At 65.4% G+C, this 19,301-nt stretch carries 23 protein-coding genes; 3 read left to right on the forward strand and 20 right to left on the reverse strand.

Annotation, left to right across the window (positions count from 1 at the left end; all coding sequences use genetic code 11):
- Positions 1-19: 19 nt before the first annotated feature.
- The 19 genes from WCE05_RS02780 to WCE05_RS02870 form a co-directional block, all read right to left on the reverse strand.
- Entirely contained in the window at positions 20-1,246 is a 1,227-nt protein-coding gene (locus WCE05_RS02780; RefSeq protein ID WP_368815404.1) for a beta-ketoacyl-ACP synthase, read from the reverse strand.
- Positions 1,246-1,974 carry a 3-oxoacyl-ACP reductase FabG gene (fabG, locus tag WCE05_RS02785; protein WP_225787521.1) on the reverse strand — a complete coding sequence of 243 codons (729 nt, stop codon included), beginning with the start codon at positions 1,972-1,974 and terminating at the stop codon, positions 1,246-1,248. Before fabG ends, WCE05_RS02780 begins: the two co-directional genes overlap by 1 nt.
- Positions 1,967-2,437: a hotdog family protein gene (locus WCE05_RS02790; RefSeq protein WP_225787520.1), complete on the reverse strand. Its 471-nt coding sequence runs from the start codon at positions 2,435-2,437 to the stop codon at positions 1,967-1,969. The genes fabG and WCE05_RS02790 overlap by 8 nt, the downstream gene beginning before the upstream one ends.
- The gene (locus WCE05_RS02795) at positions 2,434-3,627 is read right to left on the reverse strand and encodes a beta-ketoacyl-[acyl-carrier-protein] synthase family protein (protein ID WP_225787519.1); all 1,194 of its coding nucleotides are present in this window, start codon (positions 3,625-3,627) and stop codon (positions 2,434-2,436) included. The genes WCE05_RS02790 and WCE05_RS02795 overlap by 4 nt, the downstream gene beginning before the upstream one ends.
- Positions 3,624-4,109, reverse strand: a complete 486-nt coding sequence (locus WCE05_RS02800; protein ID WP_253090987.1) for a hypothetical protein — start codon at positions 4,107-4,109, stop codon at positions 3,624-3,626. The genes WCE05_RS02795 and WCE05_RS02800 overlap by 4 nt, the downstream gene beginning before the upstream one ends.
- Positions 4,106-4,837 carry a class I SAM-dependent methyltransferase gene (locus WCE05_RS02805; RefSeq protein WP_253090988.1) on the reverse strand — a complete coding sequence of 244 codons (732 nt, stop codon included), beginning with the start codon at positions 4,835-4,837 and terminating at the stop codon, positions 4,106-4,108. Before WCE05_RS02805 ends, WCE05_RS02800 begins: the two co-directional genes overlap by 4 nt.
- Positions 4,834-6,081: an NAD(P)/FAD-dependent oxidoreductase gene (locus WCE05_RS02810; protein ID WP_368815405.1), complete on the reverse strand. Its 1,248-nt coding sequence runs from the start codon at positions 6,079-6,081 to the stop codon at positions 4,834-4,836. The genes WCE05_RS02805 and WCE05_RS02810 overlap by 4 nt, the downstream gene beginning before the upstream one ends.
- Before the next feature lie 120 nt (positions 6,082-6,201).
- Entirely contained in the window at positions 6,202-8,523 is a 2,322-nt protein-coding gene (locus tag WCE05_RS02815) for an MMPL family transporter (protein WP_368815427.1), read from the reverse strand.
- Positions 8,513-9,115 carry an outer membrane lipoprotein carrier protein LolA gene (locus tag WCE05_RS02820; protein WP_368815406.1) on the reverse strand — a complete coding sequence of 201 codons (603 nt, stop codon included), beginning with the start codon at positions 9,113-9,115 and terminating at the stop codon, positions 8,513-8,515. The genes WCE05_RS02815 and WCE05_RS02820 overlap by 11 nt, the downstream gene beginning before the upstream one ends.
- Positions 9,112-9,537 carry a thioesterase family protein gene (locus tag WCE05_RS02825; protein ID WP_225787514.1) on the reverse strand — a complete coding sequence of 142 codons (426 nt, stop codon included), beginning with the start codon at positions 9,535-9,537 and terminating at the stop codon, positions 9,112-9,114. The genes WCE05_RS02820 and WCE05_RS02825 overlap by 4 nt, the downstream gene beginning before the upstream one ends.
- Positions 9,530-11,074 carry a histidine ammonia-lyase gene (hutH, locus tag WCE05_RS02830; RefSeq protein ID WP_368815407.1) on the reverse strand — a complete coding sequence of 515 codons (1,545 nt, stop codon included), beginning with the start codon at positions 11,072-11,074 and terminating at the stop codon, positions 9,530-9,532. The genes WCE05_RS02825 and hutH overlap by 8 nt, the downstream gene beginning before the upstream one ends.
- Positions 11,055-11,993, reverse strand: coding sequence for a glycosyl transferase (locus WCE05_RS02835; protein ID WP_225787512.1), 939 nt, complete (start codon positions 11,991-11,993; stop codon positions 11,055-11,057). The genes hutH and WCE05_RS02835 overlap by 20 nt, the downstream gene beginning before the upstream one ends.
- A complete protein-coding gene (locus WCE05_RS02840) occupies positions 11,990-12,724 on the reverse strand; it encodes a glycosyltransferase family 2 protein (protein ID WP_225787511.1) in 735 nt (244 codons plus the stop codon). The genes WCE05_RS02835 and WCE05_RS02840 overlap by 4 nt, the downstream gene beginning before the upstream one ends.
- Complete coding sequence (locus WCE05_RS02845) at positions 12,717-14,396, reverse strand: AMP-binding protein (RefSeq protein ID WP_253100159.1); 1,680 nt, start codon at positions 14,394-14,396, stop codon at positions 12,717-12,719. The genes WCE05_RS02840 and WCE05_RS02845 overlap by 8 nt, the downstream gene beginning before the upstream one ends.
- Positions 14,393-14,938: a hypothetical protein gene (locus WCE05_RS02850; protein WP_368815408.1), complete on the reverse strand. Its 546-nt coding sequence runs from the start codon at positions 14,936-14,938 to the stop codon at positions 14,393-14,395. Before WCE05_RS02850 ends, WCE05_RS02845 begins: the two co-directional genes overlap by 4 nt.
- The gene (locus tag WCE05_RS02855; protein WP_225787508.1) at positions 14,935-15,189 is read right to left on the reverse strand and encodes an acyl carrier protein; all 255 of its coding nucleotides are present in this window, start codon (positions 15,187-15,189) and stop codon (positions 14,935-14,937) included. Before WCE05_RS02855 ends, WCE05_RS02850 begins: the two co-directional genes overlap by 4 nt.
- A gap of 9 nt (positions 15,190-15,198) precedes the next feature.
- A complete protein-coding gene (locus WCE05_RS02860; RefSeq protein WP_225787507.1) occupies positions 15,199-15,471 on the reverse strand; it encodes a phosphopantetheine-binding protein in 273 nt (90 codons plus the stop codon).
- A complete protein-coding gene (locus WCE05_RS02865; protein ID WP_368815409.1) occupies positions 15,440-16,258 on the reverse strand; it encodes a lysophospholipid acyltransferase family protein in 819 nt (272 codons plus the stop codon). Before WCE05_RS02865 ends, WCE05_RS02860 begins: the two co-directional genes overlap by 32 nt.
- Positions 16,234-16,950, reverse strand: a complete 717-nt coding sequence (locus WCE05_RS02870; protein WP_368815410.1) for a beta-ketoacyl synthase chain length factor — start codon at positions 16,948-16,950, stop codon at positions 16,234-16,236. Before WCE05_RS02870 ends, WCE05_RS02865 begins: the two co-directional genes overlap by 25 nt.
- Positions 16,951-17,266: 316 nt before the next feature.
- On the opposite strand from WCE05_RS02870, the gene WCE05_RS02875 reads away from it, so the two are divergent.
- The 3 genes from WCE05_RS02875 to WCE05_RS02885 all read left to right on the forward strand — a co-directional run bounded on the left by WCE05_RS02875 (position 17,267) and on the right by WCE05_RS02885 (position 18,761).
- Complete coding sequence (locus WCE05_RS02875) at positions 17,267-18,040, forward strand: ParA family protein (protein WP_225787504.1); 774 nt, start codon at positions 17,267-17,269, stop codon at positions 18,038-18,040.
- 66 nt (positions 18,041-18,106) lie between these two features.
- The gene (locus WCE05_RS02880; RefSeq protein ID WP_368815411.1) at positions 18,107-18,415 is read left to right on the forward strand and encodes a type II toxin-antitoxin system HigB family toxin; all 309 of its coding nucleotides are present in this window, start codon (positions 18,107-18,109) and stop codon (positions 18,413-18,415) included.
- Entirely contained in the window at positions 18,405-18,761 is a 357-nt protein-coding gene (locus WCE05_RS02885; RefSeq protein WP_368815412.1) for a type II toxin-antitoxin system HigA family antitoxin, read from the forward strand. Before WCE05_RS02880 ends, WCE05_RS02885 begins: the two co-directional genes overlap by 11 nt.
- A gap of 42 nt (positions 18,762-18,803) precedes the next feature.
- On the opposite strand, the gene trxC is transcribed toward WCE05_RS02885, so the two are convergent.
- Positions 18,804-19,238 (reverse strand): thioredoxin TrxC, encoded by a 435-nt coding sequence (gene trxC / locus WCE05_RS02890; RefSeq protein ID WP_368815413.1) that lies wholly within the window; start codon positions 19,236-19,238, stop codon positions 18,804-18,806.
- Positions 19,239-19,301: the final 63 nt, after the last annotated feature.

Below are 19,301 nucleotides of genomic sequence, written 5' to 3' on the forward strand. Positions count from 1 at the left end.
TCTCCAGTAGGGTGGTATTTCAGGGCCAGCGGCGGAAGATCAACGAGGTGTTGACCCCGCCGAAGGCGAAGTTGTTGTTCATGACGTACTCGCGGCTCATGGCGCGGAACTCTCCTTGCAGGTAGTCCAGCTCGCCGCAGCGTGGGTCGATGTGATCGAGGTTGAGGGTGTGCACGTAGCGGTCGCTGTTCATCATCTCGATGCTGAACCACGATTCCAGCGCGCCGCAGGCCCCCAAGGTGTGGCCGAGGAAGCTCTTCTGCGAACTGATCGGCATGCGCGGGCCGAACAGGCTGCTGGTGGCCAGGGTCTCGGCGATGTCACCTTGTTCGGTAGCGGTGCCATGGCCGTTGACGTAGCCGATGGCCTCGGGGGCAAGGCCTGCGTCCTCCAACGCCAGCTCCATGGCCCGGCGCATGGTGGCTTGTTCCGGACGGGTAGTGTGCTGACCGTCGGCATTGCTGCCGAAGCCGACGATTTCGGCGTGGATGCGTGCCCCGCGGGCCAAGGCGTGTTCGAGCTCTTCGAGCACCAGCATGCCGCCGCCCTCGCCGATCACCAGGCCGTCGCGGCCACTGTCATAGGGGCGGGGGCTCAGGTGCGGGGTGTCGTTCTTCAGGCTGGTGGCATACAAGGCGTCGAAGACCATGGCCTCGGTGGGGCACAGCTCCTCGGCTCCGCCCGCGAGCATCATCGGCAAGCGACCGTACTTGATCGCTTCGTAGGCATAGCCAATACCCTGGCTGCCGCTGGTGCAGGCGCTGGAGGTCGGGATCAGGCGCCCGGTCAGGCCAAAGAAGATGCTGATGTTGGCCGCAGTGGTGTGCGGCATCATGCGCACATAGGAGTTGGCGTTGAGCCCGTCGGCCACCGAGTTCAGCAGCATGTTGCCGAAGGCCTTGATTTCGTCGGTGCTGCCGGTCGAAGAACCACAGGCCACCCCCATGCGCCCGTCGCGGATGCTCGGGTCGTCGAGCAGGCCGGCATCGGCCAGGGCGCGCTCGGCGGCAGCCACCGCCAGGCGCGAGACGCGGCCCATGCTACGCAATTGCTTGCGGGTCCAGTGGCCAGGCACGTTGAAATCATCGATGGGCCCGGCCAGGCGAGTGTTGAGCTCCTCGAAGCGATCCCACTCGTCCATGCGCCGGATACCGCTGCGCTGGTTGGCGAAATGCCCGGCGATGGTTGCCCAGTCGTTGCCCAGGGCGGTAAGGCCGGCCATGCCGGTGACCACGACGCGGCGCATCAGCACAACCCCCCGTTGACCGCCAATACCTGGCGGGTGATGTAGGCCGCCTCCGGCGACATCAGGAAGTTCACCGCACTTGCTACTTCTTCTGGCGTACCCATGCGCCCGGCCGGGATCATCTTCAGCAGTTCTTCGACCGGTACGTGTTCGTCGAGCATCGCCGTGTCTATCAGCCCGGGAGCGACGCAATTGACGGTGATGCGGCGTTTGCCCAACTCTATCGCCAGGGCCTTGGCGGCGCCGATCAGGCCGGCCTTGGAGGCGCTGTAGTTGACCTGGCCGCGGTTGCCGATCAGCCCCGAGACCGAGGTGATGCAAACGATACGGCCCGGTGCTCGGCGGCGGATCATCGGCATCGTCAGCGGCTGCAGGACGTTGTAGAAACCATCCAGGTTGGTGCGCATGACCTGGTCCCAGTCCTCGTCGGTCAGCGCGGGGAAGGCGCCGTCACGGGTCAGCCCGGCGTTGCATACCACCCCGTAGTAAGCGCCGTGGGTGTCCACGTCGCTTTCCAGGATGGCCCGGCAGGCGGCGCGGTCGGCGACGTCGAACTGCAACACCCGCGCCTGTTGGCCCAGCCCCCGGACTTCGCTGGCGACGGCCTCTGCCTCGGTACGACCGCTGCGGCAGTGCAGAACCAGGTCGAAGCCTGCGCGGGCCAGGCGCAGGGCGATGGCTCGGCCGATGCCCCGGCTCGAACCGGTGACCAGGATGGTATCAGTCATGGGGTGACTCCTCTGGGCCTGCTTCAGCCAGGTAACTGGCCGCTTGCGGCGGGCGATAGACATTCAGGCGGGCCGTGGCGTAGATGCCGGGGGCGCGCAGGTGGCATTCGAACACACCCATGCCGTTCTCGTCTTCCAGTGAGCGCAAGGCGTGGATGTGCAGCTCGGTGCCTGCCGGGAAGTGCTCGACGTCACATTCGTACTTGCGGGTACCGAGCAGGAAACCCAGCGCCACTGGCTGGCCTTGGCGGCGTGCACGGCAACCGGCATAGGCGGCAACGCTCTGTGCCATCAACTCGATGCCGAGCCAGGCTGGCAGGCTGCCGTCGGCACGGTTGAACAGGCCGCCGGGGCGAACGGTGGCGCGGGTGTGTATCTGCTCTTCATCGCAGTTGTCGACCTGGTCGATCAAGATCATGTCGCCGGCGTGAGGCAGCAGCTCGGCCAATGGCCAGGGGATCATGGGACGTCTCCGAGAATCAGGCTGACGTTGTTGCCGCCGAAGGCGAACGAATTGCTCATCAATCGACGTGGGCTTCGCGTGCTCAGGCACTGGCCTGCCCTGGTCAGCGACAGGGCCGGCAATTGCGGATCGGCCTGGCCATCCCAGACATGCGGCGCCAGCAGGCCCATCGGGTTGTGCTCGCTCAGGCTCAACCAACAGAATGCCGCCTCCAGTGCGCCCGCGGCGCCAAGGGTGTGGCCTGTCATGGGCTTGCTCGAGGAACATGGCAGTGCGGAACCGAACAGCTCATGCACTGCCAGGCTTTCCATGGCGTCGTTATGGGGGGTGGCGGTGCCATGCAGGTTCAGGTAGTCGATTTGCCCTGGCACGAGGCCGGCATTGTCCAAGGCTTTGCGCATGGTCTGCAAGGCACCTTTGCCGGTTGGGTCCGGCGCCGAGATGTGATGTGCATCGGAGCCGGCACCCGTGCCGAGCAGGGCGATGGACGGGCCTGCGGGGTTACGTTCGCGAGTCATCAGGAACAGCGCCGCGCCTTCACCGATGTTGATGCCGTTGCGGTTCACCGAGAACGGATTGCAGCGATGGTCGCTGAGCGCTTCCAAGGCGCTGAAGCCGTTGAGGGTCAGGCCGCAGAGGCTGTCGACACCGCCGCACAGAACCGCGTCGCAAAGGCCCAGGTCGAGCAGCCGGCGCGCACTCGACAGGGCACGCCCACTGGACGTGCAGGCCGTGGAAATCACGTAGGCCGGGCCGCTTAGTTGTAGCCAGTCGGCAAGGAAGTTCGCGGGGGCGCTGAGTTCCTGTTGGTCGTAGCGGTAGCGCTCGGGAAAGTGCTGGGTCTTGAGGTACTCGGCAATGCCATCGCTGGCCTCGGCGATGCCCGAGGTGCTGGTGCCCAGAATCACCGCAACCCGACCGGCGCCATGGCGGTCGATGGCCTGGCGGATGGCCGGCTCGATCTGCAGGGCGGCGCTGTACAGCAGTTGGTTGTTGCGGCTGTGCTGCCCTGGCAGGGGGACTGCCGGGAGCTCGCCTGTCACCGCGCCGACCGGTGGGCTGCGCTCGGCGATCCAGCCCTCTTGGGGCTGCATGCCGGAGCAATCTCCCGCGAACAGATGGGCGGCGACTTCGGCTTGGCCACGGCCTAGGGCACAGACCAGGCCCAAGGCATTGAGGTAGGCGGTCATGGCGTATTCTCGCTGGGCAGTGGGCTGATTAGATAGCGCAGGCCTTGGCCGAGGTTCAAGTCGAAGGTGTCGGCCGCCCGATAGGTGACCTGCCAACGGTCGCCCAACCAGCGCAACTCGCCCTGCTGATGTGCTTGCGGATAGAGCTGTGGCAATTGCCCGGACGGTGTCAGGGCGAACAGCACGGCAGCGAACAGTTCGCGGGCTTGCGGGTTGGGTGGCAACAGGCCGTCGGCCTGCCAGTGTTCACCTTCGAGCAGTTGGCGGGCCAGGGGGATGCCTAGCAGGTCGAGCAGCGACCAGCGCAATCGGCCTTCCTCGCGCTGGATCACCAGCAGCCAGTCCTGGCGCTGCCCGGCCTGCTCGCGCTCGACGTGCAATTGCCGCGGCAGATCCAGCTGCGGTAGCTGCGTAGGCAGCGGCGGGCGTGCGGCACAGGCGCCGAGCAGCAGGCACAGGATGATTGCCAGCAGGTACTTCACGGATGCTCCAGGGGCTTGCGTGCCACTACGTTGACCAGGGTCTCTTCTCGTTGGCCAACGGGCGGCGGCTTGCGCAGGCCGAGGCGTTCGAGCAGGCCGAAGTCTTTGGCCCGGCTCCACCACAGGTAGGGGTACGAGATGTTGTGCGAGGCGAATTCGAACCCTTGATCGCGCAGCATCCGCAGGTATTGCTCGGCGCTCTTCTGCACGTGCATGGGGTGACGGAACAACCAGCGAATCACCCAGGTGTCGATGTACGCCTCGGTAGATTCGGCGAATAGCAGGTAACCGCCGGGCTTGAGCACCCGGTAGAACTCGGCCAGGGCTTGTTCCTGTTCCACCAGGTGGTGGAAGGTCTGGTGGCAGAACAGGATGTCGATGCTGGCATCGGCGAACTGCAATCGAGCGCAGTCGCTGCCACGCAGTTCCACGTCGAGTCCCAGGCGTTCTGCCTCCGCCGCGCTGAGCTCGAGGCTGTGCGGGTCGGCATCGGTGCCGAGCAGCCGCGACGGCGCGAACACCTGCTGCAGGTGCTTGAACGATTTGCCCTGGCCACAGCCGGCGTCGAGCAGTACCGGTGCCTGCGGCGGCTCGTCGTCGAACAGGCGGCGCAGGTCGTTGATGGCCACTCGCAGCACATGATGCTGCCAGGTGTGGCTGCGCAGGAACCAGAAGCCGAAGCGGGTCTCTTCGACGTAGGTGTCGCTGAGGAACGGTTGCTGGCTCATGCCGGCGCCCTCGCGCACAGTTCGGCCAAGGTCTGCAGGCGGCGCCTGGGCTCGACGACGAACGGATTGCGCAGGTCCCAGGCATAGCCGGCGAGGATCGAACTGATCATGGCGCGGATCTCAGGTGAGCTGCCGGGGTGGTGGATCACGTCCTGGAAGCTGCCGTCGTACCAGCCTTCGACATAGGCGCGGAAGGTATCGATGCCACGCTTGAGCGGTTCGGCGAAGTCCCGCTGCCAGTCCACCGCCTCGCCTTGCAGCTGGCGGTGCAGTAGGCCGGCGGCCATGCTGGCCGAACGCATGGCAATGGTCACGCCCGAGGAAAACACCGGGTCGAGGAACTCGGCGGCATTGCCCAGCAGCGCGAAGCCCTTGCCGTGCAGGGCCTTGACGTTGGCCGAGTAGCCGCCGATGGCGCGCGCCGGGGTGTCCCAGACGGCGTTGGCCAGCACCTTGGACAGGCTGGGGGCCTGGGCCACGAAGTGCTTGAGGCAGGCGTCCAGGTCGCCGGGCGCGTCGGCGAAGCGCTCGGTAGCGGCAACGACCCCTAGCGAGGTGCGGCCATCGCTGAACGGGATGGTCCAGAACCAGATGTCGCGGTGTTCGGGGTGGGTGGTGATGAGGATCTTGTCGCGGTCGAAGCCTGGGTGGTCGATGCGGTCCTCGATATGGGTGAACACGGCCTGGCGCACTGGGAAGTTCGACGGCGCCTCCAGGTCGAGCAGCCGTGGCAGCACACGGCCATAGCCGCTCGCGTCGAGCACGAAGCTGGCATGCACGGGGTACTCGCTGCCGTCGGCACGGCGTACCTGCAGGTACGGTCGTTCCCCATCCATATCGGCGCTGACGATTTCATGCTCGTAGCGGATTTCCACGCCTTGCGCTTCGGCCTGGTCGGCCAGCAGTTGGTCGAAGCGTGCCCGCTGTACCTGGAAGGTGGTCGGCCGGCCTTTGCTGAAGGTCTGGCCAAAGTCGAAGTCGGTGTACGCCTCACCCCAGGCGAAGGCAGCGCCGTTTTTCAGTTGGAAACCTGCCGCCTGGAGGGCATCGAGCATGCCGGCCTCCTCGACGAAGTCGATGCAGTGCGACAACAGGCTTTCGCCGATCGAGAAGCGCGGAAACCGCTGGCGCTCGAGGACCAGCACGTCGTGCCCCCGACGTTTGAGCAGGGTGGCGGCGATAGCACCGGATGGGCCGGCGCCAATCACCACCACGGGGTGATGTTGCAGTTCAGGGTTCGGCATGAGGCCTCCTTGCCGGTGGAGCAGTTGTCAGGCTGGCGATTGAGGGCAACCCGAGACGCGTGCCGAGCGTGCTGGCCGGCGCATGCATCGCCAGGGCCGGTGCCCATGACAGAAGGCGGGTCATGGCGACGTGTGCCCTCCATCGCGAGGGGCAGCCCAGGGGGCCAACAGGAAGCTGAAGACCAGGCCCAGGCTTACTGCCAGGCCGAAGTTGCTCACTGCTGGCGTGCTCGACAAGGCCAGCAGGCCGAACGACAGCCAGGTGGTGAGTGCCGCCAGCAGGATACCCAGCAGACTCACGGCATCGCCGCCGATGCGCTCATGCATCAGGATCGCGTAGTCGACGCTGATCGCCGTTACCAGCAGCAGGCCGAACAGGCTGAACAGGGTCAGTGGCTGACCGAGCCAGCCGAGGCTGGCCAGGCTGCACAGGGCTGCCAGAAGTGGCAGGGCCACGATGCGCAGGGCGCCGCGAAGGCCGAAGGGCAGGGCCAGTAGCACCAGGATCAGGGCGCAGGACAGCAGCTTGAGTTCGGCGGCGCTGACCTGGGTGGCCGCGAATACCTGGTTCAGCTCACCCAGCCGGTCTATCAGTTGCACCCCGGCCAGTTCAGCGGTGTGCAGGCGCAGCAGGGCGGCATCGCCCAGGCCCTGCAAGCTGACGATGGCGGCCACGCCCGTACCGTCCTGGCCCAGCCATAACGGCCGCCAGGCTTCGCCCAGGGGGCCGGCGAGCACTTGGTCGATGGTCTGCACGGGTAGCTGCAACAATTGTGCTTGCTCGGCGACCAGGGCCGCTTCTGGCACGCCCAGGGCCACGAGCGGTTGCCAGTGCGCGCCGAGGGCTCTCAGGGCCTGGCGTGCCTGCGCTTGTTCAGCGGGGCTGGCGACGATCTGGCTGAGGCTCATGTAGCCCTTGAGCTCGCCCTGCGCCACCCATTCGTCGAGCTTGCTGGACAGCGCCTCCAAACGATCGAGCAACGCTTGCTGGTCGGCGCCGCGCACCAGATAGAACTGGCTGGTCGGCTGGTAGCCTGTGATGCGTGCCACTGCCTGGGCTTCTTCGAGCAACTGGGGTGGGCTGCCGACCCATTGACGGATATCGTTGCGGCTGTTCAGGTGCCACAGGCCGGTGGCACAGAACAGGGCTAGCAGGACCAGCAGCGCACTGCTTGGCACCCTGCGCAGCAGGCGTTCGCGCCAATCGGTGAGCGTTTCGGCGATGCGCAGTGGCCACTGCGCCGGCTGCAGCTCGACCTTCCCCAGCAGGGCAGGCAGCAGGCACACCGCGCTCAGGTAGGCGCCGACCAGGCCTGCGGCGGAGAAGGCGGCGATCTGGGTCAGTGCCGGGAAGGGCGTGAAAGCCAAGGCCAGGTAGCCGATGCAACTGGTCGCCAGGCTCAGGCTCATGCCCGGCAGGGCCAGGCGTACGGCTGGCCAACTGCGCCAAGGCGTCAGGCTCCAGCTCTTGGACAAGTAGTGCAGGGGATAATCCACCGCCACGCCGATCAGGCTGGAGCCCAGCACCAGGGTCATGACGTGCATCTGGCCGAACAGCATCACGCAGACCACCGAGCCGAACAGCATGCCCACCAGGACCGGGACAAACGCCAGCAACACCCGCCAGCGCTTGAACGCCAGCAGCAACAGCAGCAGGATGCCGAGGGTGGCGCCACCACCGACCCAGGTGATCTCGCGGCTGGCCTGTCGTTGGCCAGCGGCGGCATGCAGCAGGCCGCTGGCTGCCAGGAGATGGGCGCCCTGCTGGTCGGCCTGGGTGCGGCTGCTGGCGAGCAGGTCGGCCACCTGCAAGGGCAGGTGCATGTCGAAGGCATCGGCGTAGGTACGTGCGCGCAGCAGTACCCAATGCTTGCCCTCGGCCTTGGCGATCAGGGCGCCACTGGCGGTGTCCAGCTCGACGTTGGCAGGTTTGGGCTGGCTGGCCTGGATACGTCCGGTCAGGCCCAGCCAGTCGTCTTGGCTGGACACCAGGCTGAAGCCGGCGAAGGGGTCGAACAGGTTGTGCACACGCTGCTCGACGAATGCGTCGGGATCCTTGCGCAGTTGCTGGCGATCCGTGGCCGAAAGCATGGCCAGGCGCCCTTGCAGCAGTTGTTCGCGTACGGCGGCGAGGTCGGTCTGCAGGCTCCACTGCACCTTTTCGAACAGCCCGCTGGCCTGCCATTGTCCAGCCAGACGCTCGGTCATGGCGAGCGCCTGCTGGCGGTCGGGGTGACCGACCAGCACCAGCAATTCGCGGTTCAGCGGCTCTTGCATGCGCTGTTCGGCGCGCTTGACCAGCGGGTCTTGGCTCGCGCCGGGGACCAGGGTCATCAGATCGGCCGACAGCGGTGCCCCCCGGTGCCATTGCCAGCCGACGACGGCGAGCATGACCAGCAACAAGGCCAGGAACAGGCGGGGCAACAGGCGTTCAGTCGGCAAAATCACGGCGCTCCGGGTCGTCCAGGGTGGCCGCGCCGCTGCTTTGGGGCATGCGCAGAACGGTCCTGTCGCCTTGGGTTTCGTTCAGTTCGATGCGCTCAACGAAGCGCCCACCGGTGATGTCGATATGCTTGAAGACCTGCTTGAGCAGTAGCGAACGAGGTGTCAGGCGCAGTTGCCAGTGCTGCGCGTCGCCCGACAGGCTCAGTTCGAAGTCACGTTGCAGGCCGCTGCTGTCGCCTTGCAGCACGGCGAAGAACAGGCGGTTTTGTTCGGCGGCGGCGCTGCGGCTGGGCAAGGCTTGCCAGCCCTCGGGGGTACGCCGGGCGATGCCGCTGGCGTCGATACGGTAGTCCTGGCGCAAGGGCGCTTGCAGCAGCCACAGCAGGCCATGGTCGCGGGCGAGGACGAAGCGGCCTTCGCTCAACAGCGGTTGCGGCAGGGCACGCAGGTGTTTTTCCTGGATGAATGGCCCCTTGACCACCGCCGTGTCGCCCAGGTGTTTCTGCAGATCGTCCAAGCCGAAGGCCTGGGCCAAGGCGCTGGCGGCCAGTAGGGCGAGCGTGGCGAGCAGGTGCGCGAGGCGCTTCATGACAATACCTTCTGCACCGCGTCGAGCATGACCTGCGGTGACGCCAGTTGCATTTCCCCGCTGTCGATATGCACCGCGACCTGCACCGTACTGGCGCGGGTCATGCGCTCGCCTGTGGCGGCATCGCTGATCAGGTAGTGGATCTTCAAGCGGTTTTCCCACTCCACCAGGCTGGCCCGCACCTTCAGGTGCTGGCCGAAGGTGGCGCCACGGATGTAGCGCAGCTGCAGGTCGATCACCGGCCAGGCATAGCCGCTGGCCTGCATCTGCAGGTAGTTGTGCTCGAGACGATCGAGCAGTGCGCAACGGGCTATCTCCAGGTACTTGACGTAGTGGCCGTGCCAGACGATATGCATGCTGTCGACGTCGAAGAAGGGGACGACGATCTCGCTGTCGACATGGAAGACGCCGGGGCTACGCATGCAACCTCCAGTGGCGCTCGCCGATACGTTCGAGGCACAGGCGCAGGTCGCTTTCCAGGGCTCGGTCTTCGATGACCGGGGCGAAGTCTTCCAGCAGGGCCTCATGCATGCGTGCCAGGGCCGGCGGCAATGGCCGCGCAGCGGCTTGGCGGGCACGCAGCCAGACACCTTGGTTGGCTGCCAGCAGGGTCGCGGCGGCGACTTGCTCGGTCAGTTCCAATACGCGCAGGGCGTCGCGCGCGGCAATGGTGCCCATGCTCACCTTGTCCTGGTTGTGGCATTCGGTGGAGCGGGAGAAGACGCTGGCCGGCATGGTCTGCTTGAGGGCTTCGGCCGTCCAGGCGCTGGCGCCGATCTGCACGGCCTTGAAACCGTGGTTGATCATCGCCCGGTCGGCTTCGGCGCCGGAGAGGTTGCTCGGCAGGCCGTGGTTGTAGCGCACGTCTACCAGCAGCGCGAGCTGGCGGTCGAGCAGGTCGGCGACATTGGCGACCAGGGTCTTCAGGCTGTCCATGGCGAAGGCGATATGGCCGCCATAGAAGTGCCCGCCGTGCAGCACGCGCTCGGCTTCGCCATCGATGATCGGATTGTCGTTGGCGCTGTTCAACTCGGTCTCGATGAAGCCTCGCAGCCAGCCCAGGCTATCGGCCAACACCCCTAGTACATGGGGAGCGCAGCGCAGCGAGTAACGGTCTTGCAAGCGGTGCAGCGGCGGCAGCGGGGCGTCGAGGGCGAGATCCTGGCGTAGCCAGGCGGCGACCTGGGCCTGGCCAGGGTGCGGTTTGGCGGCGAACAGGCGCTCGTCGAAGTGCTCGGGGTTGCCCTGCAGACCTATGACGTTGAGTGCGGTGATGCGCGTGGCCAGGTGCAGCAGGTAGTCGGCGCGGGCATAGGCCAGGCAGGCCAGGCCCGTCATCACCGCGGTGCCGTTCATCAGTGCCAGGGCTTCCTTGGGCCGCAGCACCAGCGGTTGCCAGCCCAATTCACGGTGTACGTCCGCGCTGCCACGGCGCTCGCCCTGGTAGAGCACCTCGCGTTCGCCGGACAGTGCGGCGGCGACGTACGACAGCGGGGTCAGGTCGCCGCTGGCGCCCACCGAGCCCTCTTCCGGGATCAGCGGCAGGATATCGTGTTCGAGAAACGCCCGCAGGCGCTCCAGCAATGCCAGGCGCACGCCCGACACGCCATGACTGAGCGAGCGTAGTCGGGCGGCGAGCACCGCGCGAGTGGCGATGGGGCCGAGCAGCTTGCCCAGGCCACAGCCATGGAAGGTGTACAGGTGTCGGGGCAGCGCTTCCACGTGCTCCAGCGGTACGGCCACCACGCAAGAGTCGCCATAGCCGGTGGTCACGCCATAGATCACCCCTTCCTTGTCGAGCAAGGTGTCGAGAAAGCGTGCGCCGCGGTCGATGCGCTCGCGATAGGCAGGGTCGTCCTGCAGGCGCGCCGGGGCCCGGCGCTCGGCCAGGGCCAGGACATCCTCGATCGCGAGCGGCGACTCGCCGAAGGTTACAGGCTCATGCGGATGCATCGTCATCGGTCTTCCAGAAGGGGTAGAAATTGAACCATTGCAGGGGGGCCTGGCAGCAGTAATGGCCGAGGCGATCGGCGTAGCGCACGGCCCATTCGGCGATCACCTGCTCGCGTTGGCCACGCCGCCAGTGCAGGCGCTCGACGAACGGTTCGAGGACGACCCGGTAGCGGCCCTCGTGCTTGAGACAGAACAGCAAGTTGAGCGGGCAGCCCAGCAGCCCGGCCAGTAACCACGGGCCCTGCGGAAAGGCGGCCGGATGGCCGAGGAAGTCCACCTCGACCGTGCGCGTGCCGTGCAGGGGGATGCGGTCACCGGCGATGGCCAACCACTCGCCGCGCTCCAGGCGTTCGGATAACTGCAGCATCACTGCCGGATCCAGCTCGCTGACCTGGATCAGCCGCAGGTTGCTGGCCCCGGCCTCGCCCAGCAGGCGGTTGAAGCGCTCGGCATGGCGAGTATGGACCAGTACGTTCATGGTGACCTGTTCGCCGATCTCGGCCAGGGCGCGGCACACCTCGAGGTTACCCAGGTGTGCGCCCACCAGCAGTTGGCCGCGTTCGCCATGCAGTCGCTGGCGCAGTTGGGCCGGGTCCTCGATCTCGATGTCTTCCAGGCGCAGCCTGCCGTTCCACACGTCGAGCTTGTCCAGCAGGGCCTCGGCGAATGCCATGAATTGACGGAACACCCGCCATTGGCTGGGAGCCGGTACCTGCCCGCCGCTCCACTGGTTGAGCCGCTGCTGGTATTGCCAGGCGCTGCGCCGGGCGCGACGGCCGAACAGGAAGAAATAGGCGACAACCACATGGATCAGCGGGCTGAGCATGCGGCGGCCAAGCAAGCGCACCAAGGTCGCAGTCAGCTTCATCAACCAGAAGCTGCCGCGCTCCTGCTGCTCGGCCCAGTGCTGTGGTTGCCCGCTCATGCGCGATACCTGCGCCAGAGGATCAGCGGCGCGCGTAGGAGCATGCCGAAGAACAGCTTGGCGTGCATCTTCGAGATCAGCGCGTTGTCGTGGAACAGGCGAAAGTGCGACAGGCCGTCCTGCGGGTAGTGGACCCGTGTCGGCAGCCAGCGCATTGGCTGGTTACGCCATGACAGGCGCACCAGGATCTCCGGGTCGAAGTCCATGCGCCGGCCGAGGTTGACGCTGTCGATCAAGGCCAGTGTCACGGGTAATGGGTAGATACGCAAACCACACATGGCGTCGGGGATGCGCAGCGACAGGCTGTTGATCCACACCCACACGTGGGTGAGGTAGCGGGCGTACAGGCGGCCCTTGGGTACGCTGGCATCGTATTGTGGATAACCGCACACCAGCGCTTGTGGATAAGCCTGCGACTGTTCCAGGAAGCGGCTGACGTCGGCCAGGTCATGCTGCCCATCGGCGTCCACCTGCAAGGCATGGCTGAAGCCCAGGCGTGCGGCTTCGCGCAGGCCGGCCATGACGGCGCCGCCCTTGCCTTGGTTGACCGGCAGGTTGACCAGGTGCACATCGTCTTGCTTGGCCAGTTGCCGCAGTACCTGGGCACAGGGCGCATGGCTGGCGTCGTCGACCAGCACGCAAGGCAGGCCGGCGCGTAGCAGGTTGTCGACCACCGACGGCACTGCTTGCTCATGGTTGTACACCGGGATCACAGCGCAGGCCCTATGCACGGGAAGCCTCCAGCAGAATGCGGCCACTGGCGCAGGCTTGTCCGGCGCAGCTGTAGGCGAAATACAGTTTGCCGCGCTCGGTATCGAAGCGCAGGGTCAGTGCCAACTCGTCGCCAGGGCGGACCAGTTGCTGGAATTTGAGCACCTCCATGCCGACGAAGCGGCCATCGATGCCGAGTAGTTCGCGGGCCTGGGCGATAGCCCAGTCGATCTGCACCACTCCCGGTAGCACCGGTGCCTGCGGGAAGTGCCCGGTGAAGCAGGCCAAATCCACGGGTACGGCAAGGCGCAGGTGCCATGTGTCACCTTCCTGGCGCTGTTCCAGGCATTCTGCGGCCATGCTGCGAGGGGCCTGCAAAAGGGCCTGGAGTTGAGCCTGTGGGAGTTTGCCCTGGGCATTGAGGGGCAACTGCCGGAGCAGGCGCCAGCGGCGTGGCAGCGCCAGGGCCTCGCAATGGGCGGCCAGGTGTTGGCGCAAGCCTTCCACCAGGGTGCGGCGACCTTGGTTGCGCAGGGTATGCAGGCCGTTGGCAGAGAGCACCAGGAGCGCCCCAAGGTAGGCGCGACCTTCCTCGATCATGCCCAGGCGCGCCTCGGCAACCCAGGCGTGAGTGCACAGCGCCTGTTCGAGCATGGGCAGGGAGATGCGCTTTTCTTCCAGCTTGACGATGCGATCCAGGCGACCGAGCAGGCGAAAGCGGCCGTCGCTGGTGAACTCGACGGCGTCGGCGCTCTGCTCGACATGCCCAGCAGGCAGGTACGGTGATGCGATGCGCAAGGCGCCCTGTTCATCCTGGCTCAAGCGCACGTCGGCGAACGGTTGCCACAGGGCTTCACCTTGCCGCCAGGCGATACCGCCGGTTTCGGAGCTGCCGAGAATTTCCGTTGGCCATTGGCCCAGGCGCTGGTGCAAGCGCTCGGCGGCATCGGCAGGCAATTCGCCACCGGAGGAAAAGACCTTGCGTACCAGGCTCAGGGCCGGCCAGTCGAGGTTGTCACCCATGCGCTTGAGCAGGGCGGGGCTGGCCACCCAGGCGAACGCCGGGTGCTCGCGGCTGGCGCGCTGCAGGTCTTCGGGGAAGGGCAGTTGGCGCCTGTCGAAACCGCGCCCGGCACAGAGCGGCCATAACACGCGAAACAGCAGGCCATAGATGTGCTGGGTGGCGACGCTACCGATGATCCAGGCGTCACCCAGGGCCCCGCCCCAGAGCTGTTCCAGGGCCGTTACCTCGTTGGCCAGTTGGCGCAGTCGCTTGTCGATGCGCTTGGGTTCGCCACTGGAGCCGGAGGTGCACAGGCTGATGCGGCACTGATCCAGGTCGAGGTCCGCCGGTGGCAATGGGGCGGCCTGCAGGGCCTCTGGGGCCAGGTCACCTGGTTGGTCGCTGAGCCAGAGATCGACGTGGGCGCTCCAGCGTTCGCGGGTGCCCGGTTGCAGGTCGGCGGGCAACAATACCTCGACCCCGGCACGCCAGGCGCCGAGCAGGGCGACAGCCAGCTGTGCGGCATCCTCCAGATGCACTGCCAGGCGCTGCACGCCACGTTGGCGCAGGCCGCCGGCCAGGCAAAGGGCCTGTTGGCACAGGGCGGCATGGTCCAGGGCCGGAGCCTGGGTCACCTGGCGTGGCGCATCCAGCGGGCGCAGCAGGTGCTCAAGGTCGATCCAGTTCATGGGCGTCCTCGCACGCGTTGTCTTATCAGCCATTCGACGGCGAACAGCAGGCCCATGGCGGCATACGCGACCAGGCCATTGTAGAGGGTCCACCAGCTCAGCGGCCCCCACAGGGCGAGGGCGGTGGCGATCAGGCCATTGGCCAGGAAGAACAGGCACCAGACCTGGGTCACGCGGCGCGTGTAGCGCACCGCGTGCGGAGGGAGATACGGGTCGCGCAGGCGCGCCAGGCGTTCGATGACCGGCATGCCGCGCAGCAGGCTGGCGCCGAACAGGGCGAGCATGAATGTGCTGATCAGCACCGGATACCAGCGCAAGAGATGCGGGCTGTCGGAAAGGCCCAGCAGGGCACAGAAGGCCAGGGCCGTCACTGCCATCCCGAGACTGCCGGGACGGTGTGGCGCGCTCAGGGCGCGGGCCAGCCACAAGGCACCGAGCAGCAGGCCGAACTGCCACGGGGCGAAGTGCGTCATGCCGAAATGCACTGCAAAGGGATACAGCACACCGGCCGCCAGCAAGCCGAGGCCGATCAGGCGCTTCATGCCGGAGGGTTGACCAGGCGGAACACCGCTTCGACCACATCGTTGACGGTGCGTACCGACTTGAAGTCGTCGGCGGTGATTTTCTTGCCGGTCTGGCGCTTGATGTGGTCGATCAGGTCGACGGCGTCGATGCTGTCGATCTCCAGGTCCTGGTACAGGTTGGCGTCCAGGCTGATGCGAGACGGTTCCAGTTCGAACAGTTCTACCAGGGCGTCGCGCAGGATGTTGAAGATGTCTTCGCGGGTTTGCATGGGGCGGTCTCAGGCGGCCTTACGGGCAGTGACGAACGCGGCCAGGGCGGCAACGTTGCTGAAATGGTTGCGGGTGTCCTTGGCGTCGGCATCGATCTTGATGCCATAGCGCTTCTGGATCGCCAGGCCGAGTTCCAGCGCATCCACCGAGTCCAGGCCCAGGCCTTCGCCGAAGAGGGTCTGCTGGTCGTCGATGTCCTGCACGCTGATGTCCTCCAGGCCCAGGGCGTCGATGATCAGTTGCTTGAGGTCACGGTGCAGGTCTTGCTGTGGATCGCTCATCGGCGGCGAGCTCCTTGATGTAGTACTGGTGCAGGTAGTCGTTGAGTTTGCGCGATGCTTGGGGCGCGGGTCCCTGGACGGCGAAGGCCTGGGGGTCGATATCGCTGCCGACCTTGAGGGTGAAATGGACGCGGCGGCTGGGAATGCGGTACCAGGGTTCGTTCTTGGTCAGGGTGGTGGGGCTGACCTCGATGGTCACCGGGGTGATGATCTTCGCACCCCGTAGAGCGATGGCGGCGGCGCCGCGATGAAAGGTTGGCGTTTGGCCGGGTGGTGTGCGCGTGCCTTCGGGAAAGATGATCAGCGGCTGGCCGTGGCGCAGGGATTGCACGGCGGTGTCGAGCATGTCCAGGCTGCCGTCATTGCCGATGTACTGGGCTTCGCTCACCGGGCCGCGGGTGAAGGGGTTCTCGAACAGGCTGTGCTTGACCACGCAGTTGGCTTGGCGCACAAGGCCGATGAGAAACACGACATCGATCAGCGACGGGTGGTTGGCGACGATCATCTGGCCGGGACGCCCCAAACGTTCGGCGCCGTCTATCTCATAGGTCAGCACGCCCGCAGCGTGCATGAAACGGATGAAGCGCCAGAACAACCAGCCAATGGTATGACGGGCGCGCTGACGGTGGCGCGTTGCACTACCGGGCAGGCAGGCGAGCAGCGGGAACACCAGCAACCGCAGGCACAGGCCGCCCAGCCCGAACAGAAAGAAGCTCGCGGCCGTCGCCAGCAGGCGCCAGTAGTAGGCATCGCGTGGCCGTCTCACGGCTGCCGTTGCCAGTTCCATGTACGACGCTTCCATGTATGAGTGAAGGAGCCCGTGCCGTTGAGCGAGGCACGAAGCCAGTTCAGGGCATGGGGCAGTTCCGTGGCCTCGGGGGCCGGTGTCTGGCCCTGGGCCAGTTGCCAATGCGTACCAGGCGTGAGCAGCAGACCCAGGGCATAGGCGAAGGGCACGTCGTCTATCCATGGCCTGTAAGCCTCCGGCGGCAGCTCCTCGGTAACGATCAACAGCACCGCCGGGGCCCCCTCGGCCAGCAGCGCGGAGGCCTCCAGCACACCGTGCTCGAAGCCATCGCCGGCCGCGGCCAGGGCGGTCATCTCGCTGGTTTCGCCGCGCAGGATCGACCATAGGCCAATCACTGCGTTGTGCACCGACAGGCTGAACTGGGTCGGCGACAGCGGCTGGCGCTCGGCCAGCTCGCTGAGAATCGAGAATGTCCGAGGGGTTTCACCATGGCGCGAGACGAACACCAGCGGCAATGTTTCGTGCCCTTCGGCCAATGGCCAGCCAACTGCGAACGCCATGCGCGCCAGGCGGCTGAGCCGGCGGCGTTGCATGGCGGGCAAGAACGACACGTCAGGTGCCGGCCCGTCGCTGTGCGGGGCCTGGTGACCGAGCGCCCACGCCTGCCAGTCGGCAGGCGTCTGCAAGCCCGGAGCCCAGGCGCGCCATTGGCTGATATCGAAGGTGATCACGGTGCTTTCTACTTCCCGCCCTGCGGGAATTCCTTGCCGAGGGAATGACTCGGAACAACGACCTGACAGGGTTGGCGCATTCGCCGAGTGGCGCGCATTATCCCGGTGCCGGAGTCATGGATCAATGCATATGGTTTCAATCAGACATTGCCTTCAGTCGTACGTGGCATCGTCTGATGAGTTGTGTGCGCTTTTTCCGATAATCGGTCTGACTGAGGTTGTCGGTCAGGGCCAGGGGCAACTTGAATGAAGAATGCTGGCCATTGCCGTTGTGCCGCCACATACTCGGGCATTCGTTGATACACGGAGGTCTTCCATGCGGCGCGTGGTGTTCAATCAGAAAGGTGGCGTGGGCAAGTCGAGCATCGCCTGCAACCTGGCGGCGGTCAGCGCCAGCGAAGGCTACCGGACCCTGCTGATCGACCTGGATGCCCAGGCCAACTCGACCCAGTACCTCACCGGGCTGACCGGCGAGGACATCCCCATGGGCATCGCCGACTTCTTCAAGCAGAGCCTGTCCAGCGGGCCGTTCGCCAAGAAGAACCGGGTCGATATCTACGAAACGCCGTTCGACAACCTGCACGTGGTCACGGCGACCCCGGAGCTGGCCGACCTGCAGCCCAAGCTCGAGGCCAAGCACAAGATCAACAAGCTGCGCAAACTGCTCGACGAGCTGGACGACGACTACGAGCGGATCTACATCGATACGCCGCCAGCCTTGAACTTCTATGCGGTTTCTGCACTGATCGCCGCCGATCGCGTGCTCATCCCCTTCGATTGCGACAGTTTCTCGCGCCAGGCGCTGTACGGCCTGCTGGCCGAGATCGAGGAACTCAAGGACGACCACAACGAAGACTTGCTGGTCGAGGGCATCGTGGTCAACCAGTTCCAGTCGCGGGCCAGCCTGCCCCAGCAGATGCTCGACGAGCTGCTGGCCGAAGGCCTGCCGGTGTTGCCGGTATACCTGGGCAGCTCGGTGAAGATGCGCGAGTCCCACCATGCCAGCCTGCCGTTGATCCACCTGGAGCCGCGGCACAAGCTGACCCAGCAGTTCGTGGAGTTGCATGACTTGCTTGAGCGGCTCGAGTGAACAGGGCGTCGCTTGCGGCAAACGTAGATATCCATTAGGATCTCCCAAAAAGGGAGAACTGCTTGGATGCGCGTCATTGCCAAAAGTACCTTGGTGAAGTTCTGGGAATTACCGGGGCACGAGGACGCCAAGGCACCGTTGGAGAGCTGGCACGATATGGTGCTCAAGGCCATCTGGCGAACGCCTCGGGATGTAAAGAGTCAGATTGGTAATGCCAGCATATGTGGCAACAACCGCGTGGTCTTCAACATCGGAGGCAATAAATACCGGCTTGTGGTCGAGATGCAGTATCGAGCCGGTATAGCCTGGGTCAAGTTCGTCGGTACGCATAAGCGCTATGACGAGATAGACGTGGAGACGATCAGTGAATATTAAGCCGATCCGCAATGATGACGATCTTCGAGCAGCATTCCAGCGGCTTGAAAGCATTTTCCAGGCTGAGGCAGGTACGCCTGAGGCTGACGAAATGGAAGTGCTTGTGACACTGATTGAAGTCTATGAAAACAAGCACTATCCAATTCACCCTGCCGATCCGATCGCGGCAATCAAGTTCTGCATGGATCAGCAAGGCCTGACCCCGCGAGACCTAGAGCGCTACATAGGTCCGAGCGGGCGTGTATCCGAGGTCCTGAACGGAAAGCGCGGATTGAGCCTTTCCATGATCAAGCGGCTTCATGATGGCCTTCGTATACCCTATGAGTCCCTACTGGCCGGTGCTTGATATATGACTAGTGGCCTGTGTGGTGAACTCGAGTACAGGCCACTAGACCCCCTGGCCGCGCAACCACTCCAGCAGTGACTGGAGTGGAAAAGCGCCGGCCTGGCGTGCCACTTCGCGGCCGTTCTTGAACAGGATCAAGCTGGGGATCGAGCGAATGCCCAGTTGCCCGGCCAGGTTGCGGTTGGCTTCGCTGTCGAGCTTGGCCAGGCGGCAGCGGCCACCGAGCTGGCGCGCGGCCTGCTCGAATGTCGGGGCGAAGGATTTGCACGGGCCGCACCAGTCGGCCCAGACGTCCAGCAGCAGTGGCAGGTCGCCCTTGATCTGGCTGGCGTAGCTGCGCTCGGTGAGGTCGAAGGGCTTGTTCAGCAGCACATCCTGCTTGCAGCGGCCGCACCTGGGGTTGTCGCCCAGGCGGGCGGCGGACAGGCGGTTGAGGCCGTTGCAGTGGGGGCAGGGGATCAGTAGCGGGTCGGACATGGGAGCTCCTTATCGGTACGAGGTGGACTTTCAGCCGTCGTCTTGGGGGCGCTTTGCGCCCCA

This window comes from Pseudomonas sp. I2, assembly GCF_040984075.1.
In the GTDB taxonomy this organism is placed as follows: domain Bacteria; phylum Pseudomonadota; class Gammaproteobacteria; order Pseudomonadales; family Pseudomonadaceae; genus Aquipseudomonas; species Aquipseudomonas guariconensis_B.